The sequence below is a fragment of the Paenibacillus xanthanilyticus genome, from assembly GCF_042682185.1.
Classification (GTDB): domain Bacteria; phylum Bacillota; class Bacilli; order Paenibacillales; family Paenibacillaceae; genus Paenibacillus_Z; species Paenibacillus_Z xanthanilyticus.
In genome coordinates this window covers 1,027,501-1,043,861 of sequence record NZ_JBHUHA010000002.1, presented here as the reverse complement: position 1 = coordinate 1,043,861, position 16,361 = coordinate 1,027,501, and the positions used below count along the sequence as shown (strand labels likewise).

Annotated in this window: 19 protein-coding genes; 13 read left to right on the top strand and 6 right to left on the bottom strand. The window is 57.1% G+C overall.

Features of this window, described 5'->3' with window-relative positions; translation table 11 throughout:
- The 3 genes from ACFSKT_RS21745 to ACFSKT_RS21735 are packed head-to-tail and all read right to left on the bottom strand — an operon-like array spanning position 1 to position 2,294.
- A complete protein-coding gene (locus tag ACFSKT_RS21745; protein ID WP_377716588.1) occupies positions 1-879 on the bottom strand; it encodes a DMT family transporter in 879 nt (292 codons plus the stop codon).
- A gap of 26 nt (positions 880-905) precedes the next feature.
- The gene (locus ACFSKT_RS21740) at positions 906-1,358 is read right to left on the bottom strand and encodes a GNAT family N-acetyltransferase (protein ID WP_377716590.1); all 453 of its coding nucleotides are present in this window, start codon (positions 1,356-1,358) and stop codon (positions 906-908) included.
- A gap of 48 nt (positions 1,359-1,406) precedes the next feature.
- A complete protein-coding gene (locus tag ACFSKT_RS21735; protein ID WP_377716592.1) occupies positions 1,407-2,294 on the bottom strand; it encodes an AraC family transcriptional regulator in 888 nt (295 codons plus the stop codon).
- Between the two features lie 166 nt (positions 2,295-2,460).
- On the opposite strand from ACFSKT_RS21735, the gene ACFSKT_RS21730 reads away from it, so the two are divergent.
- The 6 genes from ACFSKT_RS21730 to ACFSKT_RS21705 all read left to right on the top strand — a co-directional run bounded on the left by ACFSKT_RS21730 (position 2,461) and on the right by ACFSKT_RS21705 (position 8,912).
- Positions 2,461-4,215 carry a glycoside hydrolase family 35 protein gene (locus ACFSKT_RS21730; RefSeq protein ID WP_377716594.1) on the top strand — a complete coding sequence of 585 codons (1,755 nt, stop codon included), beginning with the start codon at positions 2,461-2,463 and terminating at the stop codon, positions 4,213-4,215.
- 204 nt (positions 4,216-4,419) lie between these two features.
- Positions 4,420-4,833: a VOC family protein gene (locus tag ACFSKT_RS21725; RefSeq protein WP_377716596.1), complete on the top strand. Its 414-nt coding sequence runs from the start codon at positions 4,420-4,422 to the stop codon at positions 4,831-4,833.
- A gap of 281 nt (positions 4,834-5,114) precedes the next feature.
- Positions 5,115-5,873, top strand: a complete 759-nt coding sequence (locus ACFSKT_RS21720) for a methylenetetrahydrofolate reductase (protein ID WP_377776343.1) — start codon at positions 5,115-5,117, stop codon at positions 5,871-5,873.
- 152 nt (positions 5,874-6,025) lie between these two features.
- Positions 6,026-7,306, top strand: a complete 1,281-nt coding sequence (locus tag ACFSKT_RS21715) for an ArsB/NhaD family transporter (RefSeq protein WP_377716600.1) — start codon at positions 6,026-6,028, stop codon at positions 7,304-7,306.
- Positions 7,307-7,318: 12 nt separating this feature from the next.
- A complete protein-coding gene (locus ACFSKT_RS21710) occupies positions 7,319-7,603 on the top strand; it encodes a hypothetical protein (protein ID WP_377716602.1) in 285 nt (94 codons plus the stop codon).
- A 145-nt stretch (positions 7,604-7,748) separates the two neighbouring features.
- A complete protein-coding gene (locus ACFSKT_RS21705; RefSeq protein ID WP_377716604.1) occupies positions 7,749-8,912 on the top strand; it encodes a cation:proton antiporter in 1,164 nt (387 codons plus the stop codon).
- Here ACFSKT_RS21705 and ACFSKT_RS21700 read toward each other — a convergent pair whose 3' ends face one another.
- The 3 genes from ACFSKT_RS21700 to ACFSKT_RS21690 form a co-directional block, all read right to left on the bottom strand.
- On the bottom strand, positions 8,913-9,566 hold the full coding sequence (locus ACFSKT_RS21700) for a hypothetical protein (protein WP_377716606.1): 654 nt from the start codon (positions 9,564-9,566) through the stop codon (positions 8,913-8,915).
- Between the two features lie 154 nt (positions 9,567-9,720).
- Positions 9,721-10,017: a hypothetical protein gene (locus ACFSKT_RS21695; RefSeq protein WP_377716608.1), complete on the bottom strand. Its 297-nt coding sequence runs from the start codon at positions 10,015-10,017 to the stop codon at positions 9,721-9,723.
- Positions 10,014-10,682 (bottom strand): ArsR/SmtB family transcription factor, encoded by a 669-nt coding sequence (locus ACFSKT_RS21690; RefSeq protein WP_377716610.1) that lies wholly within the window; start codon positions 10,680-10,682, stop codon positions 10,014-10,016. The genes ACFSKT_RS21695 and ACFSKT_RS21690 overlap by 4 nt, the downstream gene beginning before the upstream one ends.
- Before the next feature lie 318 nt (positions 10,683-11,000).
- Between ACFSKT_RS21690 and ACFSKT_RS21685 the strand changes: the two genes are divergently transcribed.
- The 7 genes from ACFSKT_RS21685 to ACFSKT_RS21655 all read left to right on the top strand — a co-directional run bounded on the left by ACFSKT_RS21685 (position 11,001) and on the right by ACFSKT_RS21655 (position 16,214).
- Entirely contained in the window at positions 11,001-11,693 is a 693-nt protein-coding gene (locus tag ACFSKT_RS21685; protein ID WP_377716612.1) for a metal-dependent hydrolase, read from the top strand.
- A 205-nt stretch (positions 11,694-11,898) separates the two neighbouring features.
- A complete protein-coding gene (locus tag ACFSKT_RS21680) occupies positions 11,899-12,327 on the top strand; it encodes a MarR family winged helix-turn-helix transcriptional regulator (protein ID WP_377716614.1) in 429 nt (142 codons plus the stop codon).
- 33 nt (positions 12,328-12,360) lie between these two features.
- Positions 12,361-13,446 (top strand): YhgE/Pip domain-containing protein, encoded by a 1,086-nt coding sequence (locus ACFSKT_RS21675; RefSeq protein ID WP_377716616.1) that lies wholly within the window; start codon positions 12,361-12,363, stop codon positions 13,444-13,446.
- A 93-nt stretch (positions 13,447-13,539) separates the two neighbouring features.
- Positions 13,540-13,962, top strand: a complete 423-nt coding sequence (locus tag ACFSKT_RS21670) for an organic hydroperoxide resistance protein (protein ID WP_377716618.1) — start codon at positions 13,540-13,542, stop codon at positions 13,960-13,962.
- Positions 13,963-14,091: 129 nt separating this feature from the next.
- Positions 14,092-14,676 (top strand): P-loop nucleotide/nucleoside kinase family protein, encoded by a 585-nt coding sequence (locus tag ACFSKT_RS21665; protein ID WP_377716620.1) that lies wholly within the window; start codon positions 14,092-14,094, stop codon positions 14,674-14,676.
- Positions 14,677-14,697: 21 nt separating this feature from the next.
- Positions 14,698-15,261 (top strand): NUDIX domain-containing protein, encoded by a 564-nt coding sequence (locus ACFSKT_RS21660; protein WP_377716622.1) that lies wholly within the window; start codon positions 14,698-14,700, stop codon positions 15,259-15,261.
- A 140-nt stretch (positions 15,262-15,401) separates the two neighbouring features.
- Positions 15,402-16,214 carry an HAD family hydrolase gene (locus tag ACFSKT_RS21655; protein ID WP_377776342.1) on the top strand — a complete coding sequence of 271 codons (813 nt, stop codon included), beginning with the start codon at positions 15,402-15,404 and terminating at the stop codon, positions 16,212-16,214.
- Positions 16,215-16,361 lie beyond the last annotated feature (147 nt).

Genomic DNA, 16,361 nt, shown 5'->3' with positions numbered 1-16,361 from the left:
TTAATCCCGGCGAAGCAGCATCACGGCCATGCCGCCGAACGTCAGCGCGATGCCGGCGGCTTGCGGCCAAGTCGGACGGAATCCGCTCAGCCCCATATCGACCAGGATCGCCACGCCCGGATCGAGGAAGACCAGGGCGGAGATGGCGCGGGCGGACAGATGGCGGACGCTGCCGAAGAAGAGGAAGTAGACGAGCCCGGTATGCACGACCCCCACGATGGCAGCCGCCGTCCAGTTGCTTGCCGATAGTCCCTCGTAAGCGCCGAAATGGACGAACGGCGGCAAGATGGCGACCCCGAGCGCCGTCTGCAGCATCGATACGGCGTAGGGACTCATGGTGCGAATGCCTTTGCCGAGCAGGGTGAGCGCGGCGTAGAACAGCGCGGCGAGGAACGCCCACAGGACGCCGCCCCCCAGCCAATCGGATGGCGGCATGTCGAACCGGATGCCGGATACGAGCGCCGTGCCCAAGGTGCACAGCGCGATGGAGACGACCGCGTGCCAGGTCAGCTGCTCCCGGAACAGCAGGCTGCCCGCGAGCAGCACGATGACCGGCGCGAAGTAATAGATCGAGATCGCCACCGTCACCGGCATCAATTCGAAGGCGCGGAACAGGAAGACCCAGTTGAAAACGAGCAATAGCCCGCTGGCAAGCACGAGCAGCACTTCCTTGCGGTTCCACCGCTCGCGGGCGGCTTGTCCGGACAATAGCCACCCGGCGGCGAGGAACAGCGTGCCGCATAGACAGCGGACGAAGACGAGCTCGTACGAGCTTAAGCCGGTGAAGCCTGCCGCGAAGCCGACCGTGCCGAAGATGGTCATGGCCAGCAGCATGCCGAGGAGCGGCCGGCGGTCGGCCGCGTTCATTGCGTTCATCATGATGTACTCCTTCTGTGCGGGAACAATTAGGTTAACATAAGCTTCATGCCTTCGTGCGAAGCGGCGAATCCCAGCTTCTCATAGAAGCGGCGGGCATCGGCGCGGCTCTTGTCCGTCGTCAGCTGGACCATCCCGCAGCCTTCGCGGCGAGCGGCATCGATCGCATGCCGGAACAGCTGCTCGCCGATTCCGCGGCCGCGGTAACGACCGTCGACCCGCACGCCTTCGATTTGCGCGCGAAGCATGCCTTTGCGGGCAAGTCCGGGAATAAGGGTGAGCTGCAGACAGGCCACGATTTCGTCGTCCGATTCGACCACGAGGACGGAATTGCCCCGTTGATGCTGGATGCGTGCGAATGCTTCCATATAAGCGGCTGGCAGCGGGTCGGTGATCAGCTCGCGGGTCGATCCCAGCTCATCCTCGCTAAGCAAGCGCACGATGGCGGGCAGATCTCGTTCGTTTGCGGTACGAATATTCATGTCGTGTCCTCTTTTCATGCATAAGTTCGGCCAGTGCGGCAGTCGTTCCTACCGCTTGGATTCGTAGCGAGGCCGATAGTGCGAAGGCGCCATGCCGGTCCAGCGTCGGAATTGCCGGGAGAATTGGCTAGCCGATTCGAAACCAAGCTCCTCCGCGATCCGCTCCATCGTCAGTGTCGAGTAGACGAGCAGATGCTTGGCCCGGCTCAGGACGAGCGCGCTCACATATTGACGCGGCGACTGGCCGTAGATATTGTGGAAAATTTTCGTGCATTGGCTGCGGCTTAATCCGATCGTGCGCGCCACCTCGCTGATCGCGCCTTTGCGGGCATAGTAGAGCTTCAGCAGCCGCTCCATTTCCCGGGCAATCTCCGTTTCGCTCGTCGTTGCCGGCGATCTAGAAGCGGAAGGGGCGGCTTGCGGGCCTTCCGTGAACAGCTTGTCCGCGAATTTGCCGATCAACTGAAGAAGGAATACCTGAATGCGAAGCTGCCCGATCGCGCTTTCCATGCCGGCTTCCCCTTCTTCGCCATGAAGGCTCATGATCGTCTCGAGCTCGGCGAGCTGACCGGCGCTCCCTTCGGCGGGATTGACCTCGTCATCGCTCAACAGGACGCAATCGGCGCTGCAGAGCAGCTCGCGCAGCTTCGGTTCGTCCAGATCGAAATGAACATTGAAATATCGGTAGAGGTCGCCGGACGCTTCATTGATCGTCTCGTGCGGAATGCCGGATTTGATCAGCAGCCAGTCGCCCGCCCGCAGCGTCAGCGCATCTTGTCCGACGATTTGGGTTACCTCGCCTTCACGGCAGTGGAGAATCTCGAACAGAAAATGATGGTGGCGCTCGTAGCGCCAGCCCGGCGGTTTGACGCCGAAATGGCAGCCGACCGTCTGCAGCGTACTGATCATATTTGGAAGACGGATGATGTTGTCCATTATGTAACGCGTGCCTCCCTGACAATGAATTGCGACTAGTGCCATCAGTATAAAAGACCCTCTCTCAAAAGGTCAATCAATCGGACGGTTTGGCTATTCGATTGGCTTCCCATCCTCATTACGATGAAGAGGAATAAGGGACTACATAACGGAAGGTGAAGGATCGATGGGACATTTCGGCGTAGAAGGCCAATCATTCGTGCTGAACGGGGAGCCGATTCGGATTTTATCCGGCGCGGTGCATTATTTCAGAATCGTGCCTGAATATTGGGAAGACCGTCTGTTGAAGCTGAAGGCTTGCGGATTCAATACGGTAGAGACGTATGTGCCGTGGAATCTCCACGAGCCGAAGAAAGGACGGTTCAATTTCGAGGGGATCGCGGACCTGCCGGCATTCGTCCGGTTGGCCGGCGACCTGGGGCTGCACGTCATCGTGCGCCCAAGCCCGTATATTTGCGCGGAGTGGGAATTCGGCGGGCTGCCGGCTTGGCTGCTGGCGGATCCGGGCATGAAACTGCGCTGCATGCACGAGCCGTACTTGAAGCACGTGGACGACTATTACGATACGCTGCTGCCGCTGCTTAAGCCGCTGCTCCTCACGCACGGCGGACCGGTCATCGCTGTGCAGATCGAGAACGAGTACGGCAGCTACGGCAACGACAAGGCGTACCTGAATTATTTGCGCGACGGACTCGTCGCCCGCGGCATCGATGTGCTGCTGTTTACCTCCGACGGGCCGGAGCATCACATGCTGCAGGGCGGCATGGTTGAAGGCGTGCTGGAAACGGCGAACTTCGGCTCGCAGGCCGCTCGTTCGTTCGAGATGCTGCGGCGCTACCAACCGGAAGGTCCGCTCATGTGCATGGAATATTGGAACGGCTGGTTCGATCATTGGGGCGAGCCGCATCATACCCGCGAGGCGGGAGATGCCGCCGCGCATTTCCGGGATATGATGGAGCTCGGCGCTTCGGTCAACTTCTATATGTTCCACGGCGGCACCAACTTCGGCTACATGAGCGGGGCGAACTGTCCGTCTCGCGACGAGTACCAGCCGACGATTACGAGCTACGACTACGATTCTCCGCTCAGCGAGACAGGCGAGCCGACGGTCAAGTTCTACGCGGTGCGGGACGTGATCGCGCAGTTCGAGACGCTGCCCGAGCTGAAGCTGCCGGCACCGATTCCGACCAAGGCTTATGGCACGATCGCGGTGCAGGCATCCGTCGGTTTGTTCGGTCAACTGTCGCGTCTGTCGTCCCCGATTCGGACCGCCGCGCCGGAGACGATGGAAGCGCTCGGCCAGAACGACGGCTTTATCGTCTACGAGACGTTCGTCTCCGGCCCGCGCGACGAGGAGGAGCTCGTCATTCAGGACTGCCATGACCGCGCGCTCGTCTTCGCCGACGATCGGTTCCTTGGCGTGATCGAGCGCGCCGACAAGACCAAGAAGATCCGGTACGCCGTGCCGGCAGGCGGCATTCAGCTGCGGATTGTCGTCGAGAACATGGGGCGGATCAATTACGGACCGTATATGCTGGACCGCAAGGGCATTACCGAGGGCGTGCGCATCGGCAATGCGTTCCTGTTCGGCTGGTCGACATACTGTCTCCCTCTCGACAACTTGGATGCGCTCGACTTCGCGGCCGCGGAGCCAGCCTACCCGCAGCCGAGGTTCCACCGCGCGGTGCTCCACGTGGAAGGCAAGCCGTGCGACACGTTCCTGGAGACGAGAGGCTGGACGAAGGGCGTCGTCTACTGCAACGGGTTCAACCTCGGCCGATACTGGGAAGCGGGCCCGCAGAAGACGCTCTACATTCCCGCTCCGCTGCTTCGCGAAGGCGAGAACGAGTTCATCGTATTCGAGCTGCACGGAACCGAGAAGGCCGAGCTCAGCTTCGTCGATCGCCCTAACTTGGGTTAAACCAGCCTTCACCCCATTTAATTGGGAAGAGGTGTCCCGACGTCATCATCATGATGACTTTTGGGGCGCCTCCTTATTGACGTGTGCTGTCTTTTTGCGCTTCCTCCTTCATGCCTTCGTCGCCCGCTCGCCGCGTTTGTTGTAATGCTTTTCAGCATTCTGGTAAATAGTAGAGGGTAACATGTTAATTGGGAGTGAGCGTTCGTGATTCAGGATCAGCAGAAGGCGCAAGGCCCTCATGGCCCCAGCTTTAACTATGCCTCGCATGTTTTTATCGTCACTGATCTCGAAGAGGCGCAGCGCTATTACAGCGACGTGCTCGGGTTCGCGGTGGACGGCGAGTTCGTGATGCGCGACGGGGTGCAGTTTCTGTTCAAGGAGAGCAAGGTGGAAGGGGCTGTTCGTCCGAACCGGCGTGTGGGCGTCGAACTCGACACGTACATTTGGGTGGACGATGTGAACGCGGTGTACCAGGAGTTCAAGGCCAGCGGGGCCAACATTATTTTCGGCCCGGAAAATATGGCTTACCGCATGCGCGATTTGATCGTGGAAGACCTCTACGGCTACCGGCTATGCTTTGGCGCGCCGCTCGGATTGGAGTCGGAGGAGACGCGATAGGCGGTGCCGGAATGTCGGGACGAACGGGCCGCGCGTCATCGTCGCCTTGCCGGGATTTGCCCAGATGAGCGCGCAGCAGGCACGGCGTAATTCTGGGAGTTGGCATGCAGCTCGCGGCCATAATATTTTCGTTTGGACGACCTCCTGGTCTAGTGAATTATGATAGACTGGGATGAACACGATCTCCTTTTCCGTAGACGGACATAGAATAGTAGTGTAGCGTCGGAATGATAGATTGGCGCGCAGATGCATGCCGATCGTAGGGGACAGATGATGATAGAATGGATGTGGCCGCGCTGAACATCTCAATTGAGCTTATACCGAGGGACACCGCCCATTTGGAAGCGGAGCTTGAGCTCGTGCACACGGGCTATGCCGCGATCAATGCGATTAATATACCGGATTTGCTGCGCTTGTCGATGCGCAGCTGGGAAGGCGCCGCGCAGGCGAGCCGCCGCTTCGGCACCTGTATTCCGCATATTCGGGCCATCGATTTTAATTTGAAGCAGGATTTCGGCCTCCTGGACGTACTGGATGAGCGAGGCATCAACCAAGTGCTCGTCGTGACCGGGGACCCGCCGCAGGATATGAACCGCTCGGTTTATCCGACGACGAGCGTGGAATTAATCCGCAAGCTGAAGCAAGCCCGTCCGGCGATGAAGGTATACGGGGCGATCGACCCGTATCGGGACAACTTCCGCGGCGAATACGACTATATCCAACGCAAGCTGGACGCGGGCGCCGACGGATTTTTCACCCAGCCGTTCTTCGACCTGCGGCTGATGGAAGTCTATCACGAGTTGATGGATGGGCAAGAGATTTACTGGGGCGTGTCGCCCGTCACCAGCGAGAGGTCTCGCAACTATTGGGAGACGAAGAACAACGCGGTGTTCCCGGCAAGCTTCGAGCCGTCACTGGATTGGAATGTGCGATTCGCGCGGCGGGTGCTCGATTATGGCGAGACGACCGGAACCAACGTCTATCTGATGCCGATTAGGGTTGATCTCAAAGCGTATTTGGACGGCATATTCAGCACGTAGGCGCTCTTTACAACTGGAACCGCTTGCCGCTATAATTACGACATCTAATCATATGGAGATTACCGGAGGAGCCTGCCAACAGCGGGCTCTTTTTGTCTTTTTTGGGGTATACCAAGGTTAGGGCATCACGCATTAAGCAAGGAGGAGTACAAGTGGAGCAGCAGGCTTACTGGGCAATCAGCATTTTTCTTTTGATCTATGGTTTAATTATTTCGGAGAAGATTCACCGGACGATCCTAGCCATGCTGGGCGGGCTGGCGATGGTCGTATTCGGCATCGTGGAGCAGGAGGCGGCGCTCCATCATATCGATTTCAACACGCTTGGCTTGTTGGTCGGGATGATGATCATCGTAAGCGTAACCGCAGATACCGGGCTGTTCAAATACGTCGCCGTCTGGGCGGCGAAGAAGGTGAAAGGAGAGCCTGTGCGCATTCTGGTCGCCCTCGCGCTAATCACGGCGTTCGGCTCGGCCTTTCTCGACAACGTGACGACCGTGCTGCTTATGGTCCCTGTCACATTCAGCATTACGAGACAGCTTCGGGTCAATCCGATTCCGTTCCTCATCACGCAAATTATCGCGTCGAACGTGGGCGGCACCGCGACGCTGATCGGCGACCCGCCGAATATCATGATCGGCAGCGAAGTGGAAGAGCTGACGTTCATGGCGTTTATCTACAACCTGGCGCCGATCGTCATCCTGATCATGCTGGTCTATATTCCGCTCTTCATCTGGATGTTCCGCAAGCAGATTCGGACGACGCCCGAGCTGCAGGCCGACGTCATGAAGCTGGATATGTCGGAGCTCATTACGGACCGCAAGCTGCTGATGAAGTGTTTGATCGTCATGGGACTGACCATTTTGGGTTTCTTCCTGCACCAGACGCTGCATCTGGAGTCGTCGGCCGTCGCCTTGACCGGCGCCTTCGTGCTGCTGCTATTGACGGGCGAGCACAAGATGGAGCAAGCACTCACCCGGGTGGAGTGGACGACGATCTTCTTCTTCATCGGGCTGTTCGCCTTGGTGTCCGGCTTGGTTGAGACCGGGGTGATCGCGCAGCTGGCCGCCAAGGCGATCGAGCTGACGGGGGGAGACCTGCTCGCGACGTCGATGCTGATTTTGTGGCTAAGCGCGATCGCGTCCGCGTTCCTTGACAACATCCCGTTCGTGGCCACGATGATCCCGATGATTCAAGAGATGGGGCAGATGGGCATGGATAATCTCGAGCCGCTCTGGTGGAGTCTGGCGCTGGGCGCTTGTCTGGGCGGCAACGGCTCCTTGATCGGCGCGAGCGCGAACTTGATCGTGGCGGGATTGGCGGGCAAGGAAGGGTATCCGATCCGGTTTCTCTCCTACCTGAAGATCGGGTTCCCGCTCATGCTGCTCTCTATTGCGATGGCAAGCGTATATGTTTACGTCCGATACTTGATGTAAGGAGAGGCAACGATGATACGATACGAGATCGACGATACCGTAATCGAGATGCAAGAGGCACGGGACGGCGAGGAAACCGAATTTCGAATTCGCCTGATTCAAGCCGATCCATATGCGGCAAGGATGAAAGACATCCAGCGGTTGTTCGAGGACAACGATGATTATACGGACGCGCTGTTCTACGTATACCCCGATCATACGTATAAGATTATTGTTCGGGCTGAGCATTACGCGGATCTCCTGACGGCGCTCTTTAAGGCGAAGCTGATTCTCTCGCTAGCGTGGGAAGAGGAGTAACAATCGAATACGAGCAACGACCCGGAGGAGCCTGTCACCAAGGGATCGCCGTGCCTAGCGCACGGGATCCGCTGGTGGCGGGCTCCTTTTGCGCATACGGGTCATCGAAGAATCCATACTAAAGGAATGAGGAAGGTGTTGAACGATGTTGATTTTTGATTTGGCCATCATTTTGCTAGCATCCAAACTGGCTGGCGATTTGAGCGTGAAGCTTCGACAGCCGGCCGTATTGGGCAAGCTGCTCATCGGGATTGTTTTGGGACCGGCCGTGCTGGGACTGATTACGGCGACGGACGTATTGGAGGAGCTCAGCCAGATCGGCGTTATTCTGCTGATGTTCTTGGCGGGTCTCGAGACGGATGCGGAGGAATTCAAGCGTACGGGCAAAGCGGCGTCTTATGTCGGGGTGGCCGGGATCGCGTTGCCTCTCGCGCTAGGGTACGGGGCGGGCGTGCTCATGGAACTGCCGCCGCTCGAATCGGTGTTTCTCGGCTTGCTGCTTTCGGCCACGAGCGTGAGCATCTCCGTTCAAGCGCTCAAGGAGATGGGCCGGTTGAAGTCAAGAGAAGGGGCGACGATTTTGGGTGCGGCTGTCATAGACGACGTGCTCGTCATCATCGCGCTGGCATTCGTCATGAGCTTGGCAGGCGGCGATGTCAATTTGAGCGTCGTCATTTTGAAGAAAGTCGCATTTTTCGCGGTCGGCATCCTGGCGGCGTGGAAGCTCGTGCCGCTTGTGCTGCGGATGTTCGCGCCGCTTCGCGTGACGGAATCGGTCGTATCGGCGGCATTGATCCTATGCTTCGTGTTCGCTTATATGGCCGAATACACGGGCGTGGCTGCCATCATCGGCGCTTACATGGCGGGCGTGGCGATTAGTTTCACGGGTTACAGGCACGAGGTCACGGAGAAAATCGAGATCATTAGCTACGCCGTGTTCGTGCCGGTCTTCTTCACGTCGGTCGGAGTCAAAGTCGAGTTCTCGGGCATTTCGTCCCAGCTCGGCCTGATCGCGGGTCTGACCGTGATCGCAATCGTCTCCAAACTTCTGGGGTCTGCGTTAGGCGCAAAGGCGGCGGGCTTCGGCTGGCGCGGCGCGCTAGGCATCGGAGCGGCGATGGTATCGCGCGGCGAAGTCGCGCTCATCATCGCCGCGATCGGACAGGAAGCAGGCTTGCTGCAGCCGGACTTGTTCGCGGTGCTTGTCGTGGTCGTGCTGCTGACGACGATCGTGACGCCGCCGATGATGAAGTGGTTTTTCACGGACAAGGCGGAAGCCGGAAAGACGAACGCGGCAGCGAAAGGGTAGCTATTTCAGCACATGGCCCATTACGGCATGAACCTGCGCGCGATAAATGGCTTGGCTGTCCGCGGCCCCTTCAACCTGGAACGTAAAGTCGTAGACGAGCGGAACGCCTGCCCGCGCGGGCAAATAATACAGCGACGTGACGGGCTGCGCTCTAAGCTGGCCGGCCCCCTTATACGACGCTCTTGCTTTCTGCTCCGCACGTCTGACGCTAAGGGCCGGGAACTTCTTGAACACGCGGCTCGCTAGCTGTGGATACACGGTTCCTTCTACGCGGCGGATGACCCCTTCGGCATCAATACGCAGCGCCAGTTCGCCGCCGAATACGGGTCTTCCGTGAAGCTGTTGCTCCATATGTACCGTATAGCCGCCGGTTTCGTGCCTTGCGATGCGCCGAACGATCATCTCTTTTTTCGGCTGACGGAGGCCGTATGGTTTGCGCATTTGGTCCAAATACGTGTAAGCGATCCAGGTCGGCGTGTGGGCGGACGGCTTGCTGAGCGCGCCTTCGGTGACGAAGTACGTCCCCGCGATCGGATTATCGCGCTGTGTGGCGAGGACTGGCGCGGCGAGGGCTTCTGGTCGCGTCAGCACCCGGGTGGGAACGAGAATGAGACTGACGGCAACGAACATGGCGGCGATTTGATAGCGCAGCATAAAAACAGCTCCTTCCGCGGAATGACGACCTCTCTTAAGGTCTTGCCCGGGAAGGAGCTTTTATACATGCAAGCTTTGATTTTATGGCATGCAGCGGGACGGGTGGCGAGAATAAGTTGGATTCGCATCGCTGCGATTAGGCGGGATGCGCGCATTACGAACGATGGACCGAGCGGGGGATCGCGGCGCCGCGAGCGGGACGGAGAATAATTTCGGCGGCGCGCAGGCGGAATTCGTCGTTCTCGTGGCGCAGCATTTCCTCCAAGACCAGATAGGCCTGACGTTTCAGCGCATCGTCCTTTCTTCTCGCGAGACGTTCGATCAATCTGGCGACAATTCTCTTGCGCGGCTTCGCCTCGGCGAATTTCCACGCATGGCGGGCGCGTTGGACCATTTCGGCCTGCTGCGCCTGATGCATTTTCTCGAATGGATACGGGTGCATAGGGTTCATTCTTCTTCCTCCTTGAGGGTGATGGATGGGTCTTCTTGTTCGGAAATCGGTTCTTCGACGGCCGGCTCGCGGTCGGTCCCGAAGCGGGGCTCGTCGATTTGCAGCCCGATGCCGGAGAAGTAGTACCATTTGGCTTCATCCGGATTTTCCGGTTCCGGAAGCTGGTCGAGCTCTTCCACGAGCTTGCGGAAGCGGACGAGCCAGTCGACGAATTGCGCCTCAGTTGCCCGAATTTCCGCCTGCATCATGAGACGCGGGCGACGCGTCACGTCTTCGATTGTCGTGTGGAAGGCTTCCTCGGGGGCGGAGATGACGCGCAGTCTCGCCCGGTTTAGCACCTCCAACATGCTGTGTCGATAATAATCCCCGACTTCGGACGCGTAAGGCAGCAGGTCGTCGGCAATGCGGAAGCTGTACGCAACCGAACGGTAAAACTTCTGGATAATGCCGTTTTTGGCTTCCGTGTGAACGACGTGAATGAATCCGTACTTCTCCAGTTCATTCAGATGATAGTGGATTTTGGCTCGCGGAATCTCAAGACTATGCGCAATCTGCTGGCCGGTATAGGAGCCCTCGATGAGCATGTTCAGAATTTTCACCCGGAACGGGTCGCTGAGCGCCTTGAGCTGGTCGTAGTTCGTGATCATGTAGTATTGGTCCAACATATTTTCACATCCTAATCGTTTTACACGGTCAAATTTATTTACTCGTATAATAAAACATGACGGTAATAACTGTCAACCACATTTTGCCATTGCCTGCGCCTATTTTTCTTTTCGCTCCATTTGCGCAACGTTTTGGAATAACAGGAGTTCCTCTTTCTTTGTTTCAACATCGTTCTCGCAGCATGGAGAGAGGAATTTGGTCTTGACCGGGCGAATTAGTTCACGTCGGCGTCCAATGTCCAATATTATCCTGCGCCGCACGGTGAAAGGCATTGCTCGCGGCGAACAACCAGATAACAAACCAAAGGAGGAAATCCTATGAAAATCGTTTATCACGGTCATTCGTGCATCCAACTCGTGACGTCCGAAGGCAAATCGCTCGTCATTGATCCGTTCCTCAGAGGCAATCCGCTCGCGGTGGCGAAGCCGGAAGATATCCAAGCGGACGCGGTTCTGCTAACGCACGCGCATATGGATCACTTGTTGGATGCGGAGCCGATCGCCAAAGCGAACGACGCGCCGGTCGTGGCCATCGTGGAGTTGGCGACGTATATGTCCTGGAAGGGCGTAAAGACGATCGGCATGAACATGGGCGGTACGGTCGATCTTGGTTTTGCGCAAGCCAAAATGATCCAAGCATTCCACAGCTCGGGCATCGTCTTGGAGGAGTCGCAGCAAATCTTGTACGCAGGCATGCCGGCGGGCTTTATCGTTCGCGCCGACGGTCTGACGATTCTGCATGCGGGAGACACGGCGCTCTACGGCGATATGAAAATGATCGGCGAGCGCAACGCCATCGACGTCGCCTTCATTCCGATCGGCGATCATTACACGATGGGACCCGAGGATGCGCTGCAAGCGGCGGAGTGGTACAACGCGAAGCTGGTCATCCCGGTGCACTACGACTCCTTCCCTGTTATTAAGCAGGATGCGGAATCCTTTGTTGCGAAGCTTGCGAACCGCGGCTTACAAGGCAAAGTACTGGCGCCGGGAGAGTCGATCGAACTATAGACGGCGAACGCAGCGCACTCATTGTTCGCATCATTCTTTGAATCGAATACCCAGTTCCCATATAACCTGTTCCCAAAAAACTGCCCGAGCGGCAGTTTTTTTGTTGTATTCCGACTCGTCCCCAATAAATGGAACATTGACGCCAAATAATATGTACACATATAATATGTATACATATGAATTGCGGAAGGGAGCTCGATTTACAATGTCCACGCGCGATGACCGCTCGCTCGGTTATCTGCTTCATCATACGGCATCCGCATACCGCAGAGTCATGGGCGCGCACACCAAGGCGTTCGACTTGACGCCGGAGCAGTTCGGGCTGCTCGTGAACCTGCGATTGAAGGACGGCATCAGCCAGAAGAAGCTGGCCGATCAAATGTACAAGGATCAAGCGACGACTGGCAAGATCATTGAGAAGCTTGAAGCCAAAAACCTCATTAAGCGAAGTCCGGACCCATCGGACCGGCGCGCCTTCCTGTTGTACATGACGGAAGAGGCGGAACGCGTATTGGATCAGCTTGCCCCTTGGGAGGCAAAGACGAGAGCTCAGGCGTTGCGAGGCATTTCGGACGAGGAGCTGGAGCTATTCGAGCGCGTGATCCGCACGATGCAAGACAACCTGCAGGACTGATCGAATACAGAAAATATACACACAAGAGGATGGATGGACTTGAAATCTGCTAGACCGATGTTGAACATTTTGCAAACCCGGATCGGAATCGTATTCTCGATTTTCGTTCCCGCCGTATTCCTGCTTATTTGGATGACCGGCTATAATCATGCGACGGACCGGATCGACCAGCTTCGCGTCGGGCTCGTCGGGAGCGAAGCCGCAGGCGCGGAAGATCGGATCGCGAACGTCATGGCTAGCATGCCCTTCCAAGTGATTCCGCAGGCGGAGCTTGATGCGGCGATGGACGACATGAACGAAGGCAAGATGGATATGGTCATAGCGCTTCCCGCGGGCTTGGCCGAGCAAGCGCAATCCGGAAGCGGGGCACGACTGACCTATTACGTCAATGATCGAAGCTCCGAGGTCGTCAAAGCGGTAATGGAGGGGATGGCGGCACAGTTGACGACGGCTTTGAACGGTGTCATCGTTCCGGAAGCCAAGCCTTTGCCGATTCAAGGCGAAGTCGTCAAGACGAATCCGGTTTCCAACTTCGCGACATCGATGCTGCCGATGATCCTCGGCTTCATCCCTTATATCGCGTCCATGACGGCGAACATTCAATTTAATATTTCGTCCCTGCGCTTGAAGCGCGAATATTCCAAATGGGACATTTTCCTGAGCAGGCAGCTGATTTTGGCGGGGATCGCGATCGTCGTGCCGCTGCTTATGTCGGCCGCGACCAAGCTTTTCTTGGTGGTGGAAGCTTCTTTTTGGCAGCTGTGGGGCTTCGAAATGCTCGTCTTTGCCGCTAGTTTGACCGTCACGCAGTTTGCCTTTGCCTATTTCGGCAATGCGGCTCCGCTCTTCAACGTCTTGTTGATTCCGGTCCAGCTGATGACCGCGGGCAACATCATTTCGACATCTATGCTTTCGCCGTTTTATCGCGATCTCGGCAGCTTCCTACCGGTGCCCAACGCGGTCGACGGCGCGATGCGGCTTGTATATGGGGGCGGCACGATCTTTGGCTCGGCGATCGGTCTGGCGATGATCACGGTCGCGGCGCTCGGCTTAACGATCCTACGGATCGCCTTGAGCGAACGCGGCAAGGCGGCGCTGCCTCTGAAGGCCGCGGCGTAACGCTGTATAACGCTGCATAACTTTCCTCCCCTTGACCCACAATACGGAAGCATATGGATCAACCGACTATAAGGATGCGAAGGGACGGGAACGATGAGCGTATTATACACGGCTACGGTAACGGCAACCGGTGGAAGGTCCGGCAAGGTCGTTTCTTCGGACAACGTATTGAATTTGGATATCAAAATGCCCAAGGCGCTAGGCGGCGTGGACGGCCAAGGAACAAATCCGGAGCAGCTGTTCGCGGCAGGCTATTCGTCCTGCTTTGACCAAGCGCTGCAGCTGGCCATCCGGACCAAAGGCGCTCAAGGCGTCACGGGAACGCAGGTTACCGCGAACGTGTCGCTCCTGCGAGACGAAGCGGATAACGGCTACAAGCTCGGCGTGACGCTTGACGTGAAGGTGGACGGGGTCGATCCAGAGACGGCTAAGCAGCTCGTGGACGCCGCGCATGACATTTGTCCGTATTCCAAAGGGACGAGAGGGAACGTTACCGTCGATTTACGGGTTGTCTAATAGTGGACAGCAAGGGGGATCCCCGAAGCGCGCATCTATTGTGCGTTTCGGGGATCCCTTTTTGCATTTACGAAAGGCGGGAATTTGGGCTATTCTTGACATACACTCGTGAAGTGGAGGTGCAGGCAGGTGAAAAGGCTCGTTTTTATTCTAGGCGGTGCCGGAGCTGGCAAAACAACGGTTGCCAAGGCGCTTGCCGCCCGACGCGGCAGCGCCTTTTTGGATATGGATACGCTGCTTCGACCGGCGGCGGTAGCCATCATGACGCTTCAGGGGCTTGATCCGGATGACCGGGATTCAGCCGCGTATAAGGCATTGTGCAGAGATTTGGGTTATCGGATCACGATGGACGCCGCGCTCGAAAATGTCGCCCTCGGGACGGAGGCGTTCGTGATTGGACCCTTTACGAAAGAAATTGCCGATTCAACCTGGTTGGACCGCGAGTTTGGCCGCGTCGGCGAGTCGCGGGACAACGTGGACGTGAAGGTATTGTTCGTCACCCTGCCGGCCGAAGCGGATTACCGGGCGCGTATCGTAGAACGAGGTTCGAAGCTAGACGATTGGAAATTAGCGAATTGGGATACGTTTGCCGCTTCCCTTGCGCCGAGGCGGATTGCATGGCCGCTCCGGCCGGAAGCGATATTGCGCTTCAGTAACGCGGAACCTTTGACGGCGGAGAGACTGTCCGAATTGGAGCGATTTTTGGATGTATAGGGGAAGAGAGAAGGGGAACGGATGGAAGCGAATTTTTGTATGAAGTGCGGATCCGCGCTGGCGGAGATCGTAATCGATGACACGCCGCGCAAAGCGTGCGCAAGGGAAGGCTGCGGTTTTATCCATTGGGGGAATTACAGCATAGGCGTCGGCGCGCTTGTCGTGAAGGAAGGCAAGGTGCTGCTCGTTCGGCGTGCGCAAGAACCGGGCAAGGGATTTTGGACCAACCCTGGGGGCTATATCGAACAGCTTGAGCCCATTCAGGAGACGATCAAGCGCGAAGTGTTCGAAGAGACGGGCATCGTGGCTGAAGCGACCCGCATCGTAGCGCTGCGGGATCAGCCAAGAGGAATTCACAACGTCTATCTGGCGTTCGCAATGGAGTACGCGTCCGGCGAGCCGAAGGCTGACGGGGTCGAGGTGGACGAAGCGGGCTTCTTCAGCCTGCAGGAGATGGAGACGATGCAGGTGGCCGCATTAACGCGCTGGCTCGTCGATATCGCGCTGTCCAATAATGGCAATGGCTTGCAAGCGGATCACGATCCGATTGTGCCTCTGAGCGGGCAAGGATTGTTTCGTATTTAGGAATCGGGATTTAGTTGTAATTGGTCATGATTATTTGTTTTAGACAACACATATCAACATAATGTTGACATGAAAGCACAACTTCGCTTACCATTTCCATAAGAGCAGTCCAGCTATAGGAGAAGGTGAGCGTAATAACAATGATGTCGGGAATCAAGGTTAGGCCAAGCACGTTAATATTCGATTTGGATAACACGTTGATATGGGATGAACGGAGCATGAAGGAAGCGTTCGAGACGGTCTGCTTGTTTGCGGAACAAGAGACGGGCGTCGGTGGAGCCAGGCTGGAGGCATTGGTCAGAGAAGAAGCGGGACGGTTGTTCCGAAGCTACGATACCTATAGTTATGCGGAAGCGATCGAAGTGACCGAGCTGGAAGCGCTGTGGGCGCGTTTCGACCGTGGCGATCATCCGATGCTTCGCAGACTGGAGGCGATCGCCGCCGGCTATCGCCGCGATGTTTGGCGGAATGCCCTTGCACGTGCGGGTGCGGATGGCGACAAGGCCGGCGCGTTGTCTAGCGAGCTTGCGGAACGGTTCATGACAGAGCGGCGATCGAGGCCTTTTGTCTATGATGATACCTTTGCTGCGCTGAAGGCGCTGAAGCCGACGTACCGCATGGTACTGCTCACCAACGGCGATCCGAGTCTCCAGCAGGAGAAGGTCGATGGCGTGCAAGGACTGGGCGTATTTTTCGAACACATATTTATATCCGGCCATTTTGAGGTTGGCAAGCCTTATCCCCTCATATATGAGAAGGTGCTGGAGGAACTTGGCGAAGAAGCTCGGGATTGCTGGATGATTGGCGACAACATGCTTACGGACATTAAGGGTGCGAATGGAGTCGGCATGCCTAGTGTATGGTTGAATCGCAGCGGCCGGGAGCCGATTGAAGGTATTAAGCCAACCTTTAGCGTCTCGTCATTGAGCGAGCTCGCAGATCTTTTAATGTAATGCACGCAAAAAGGAGGCCCCACATCGTTACGATGACGGGAAGCCTCCTTTTTCATTCGTTGTGCAGCGCTCGCCTTGCAAGCATAGGTTCCATAGATTCATCGAAGCTGGACGCGGACGCCGCATGAACGCCGCGGTCCGCTGAGG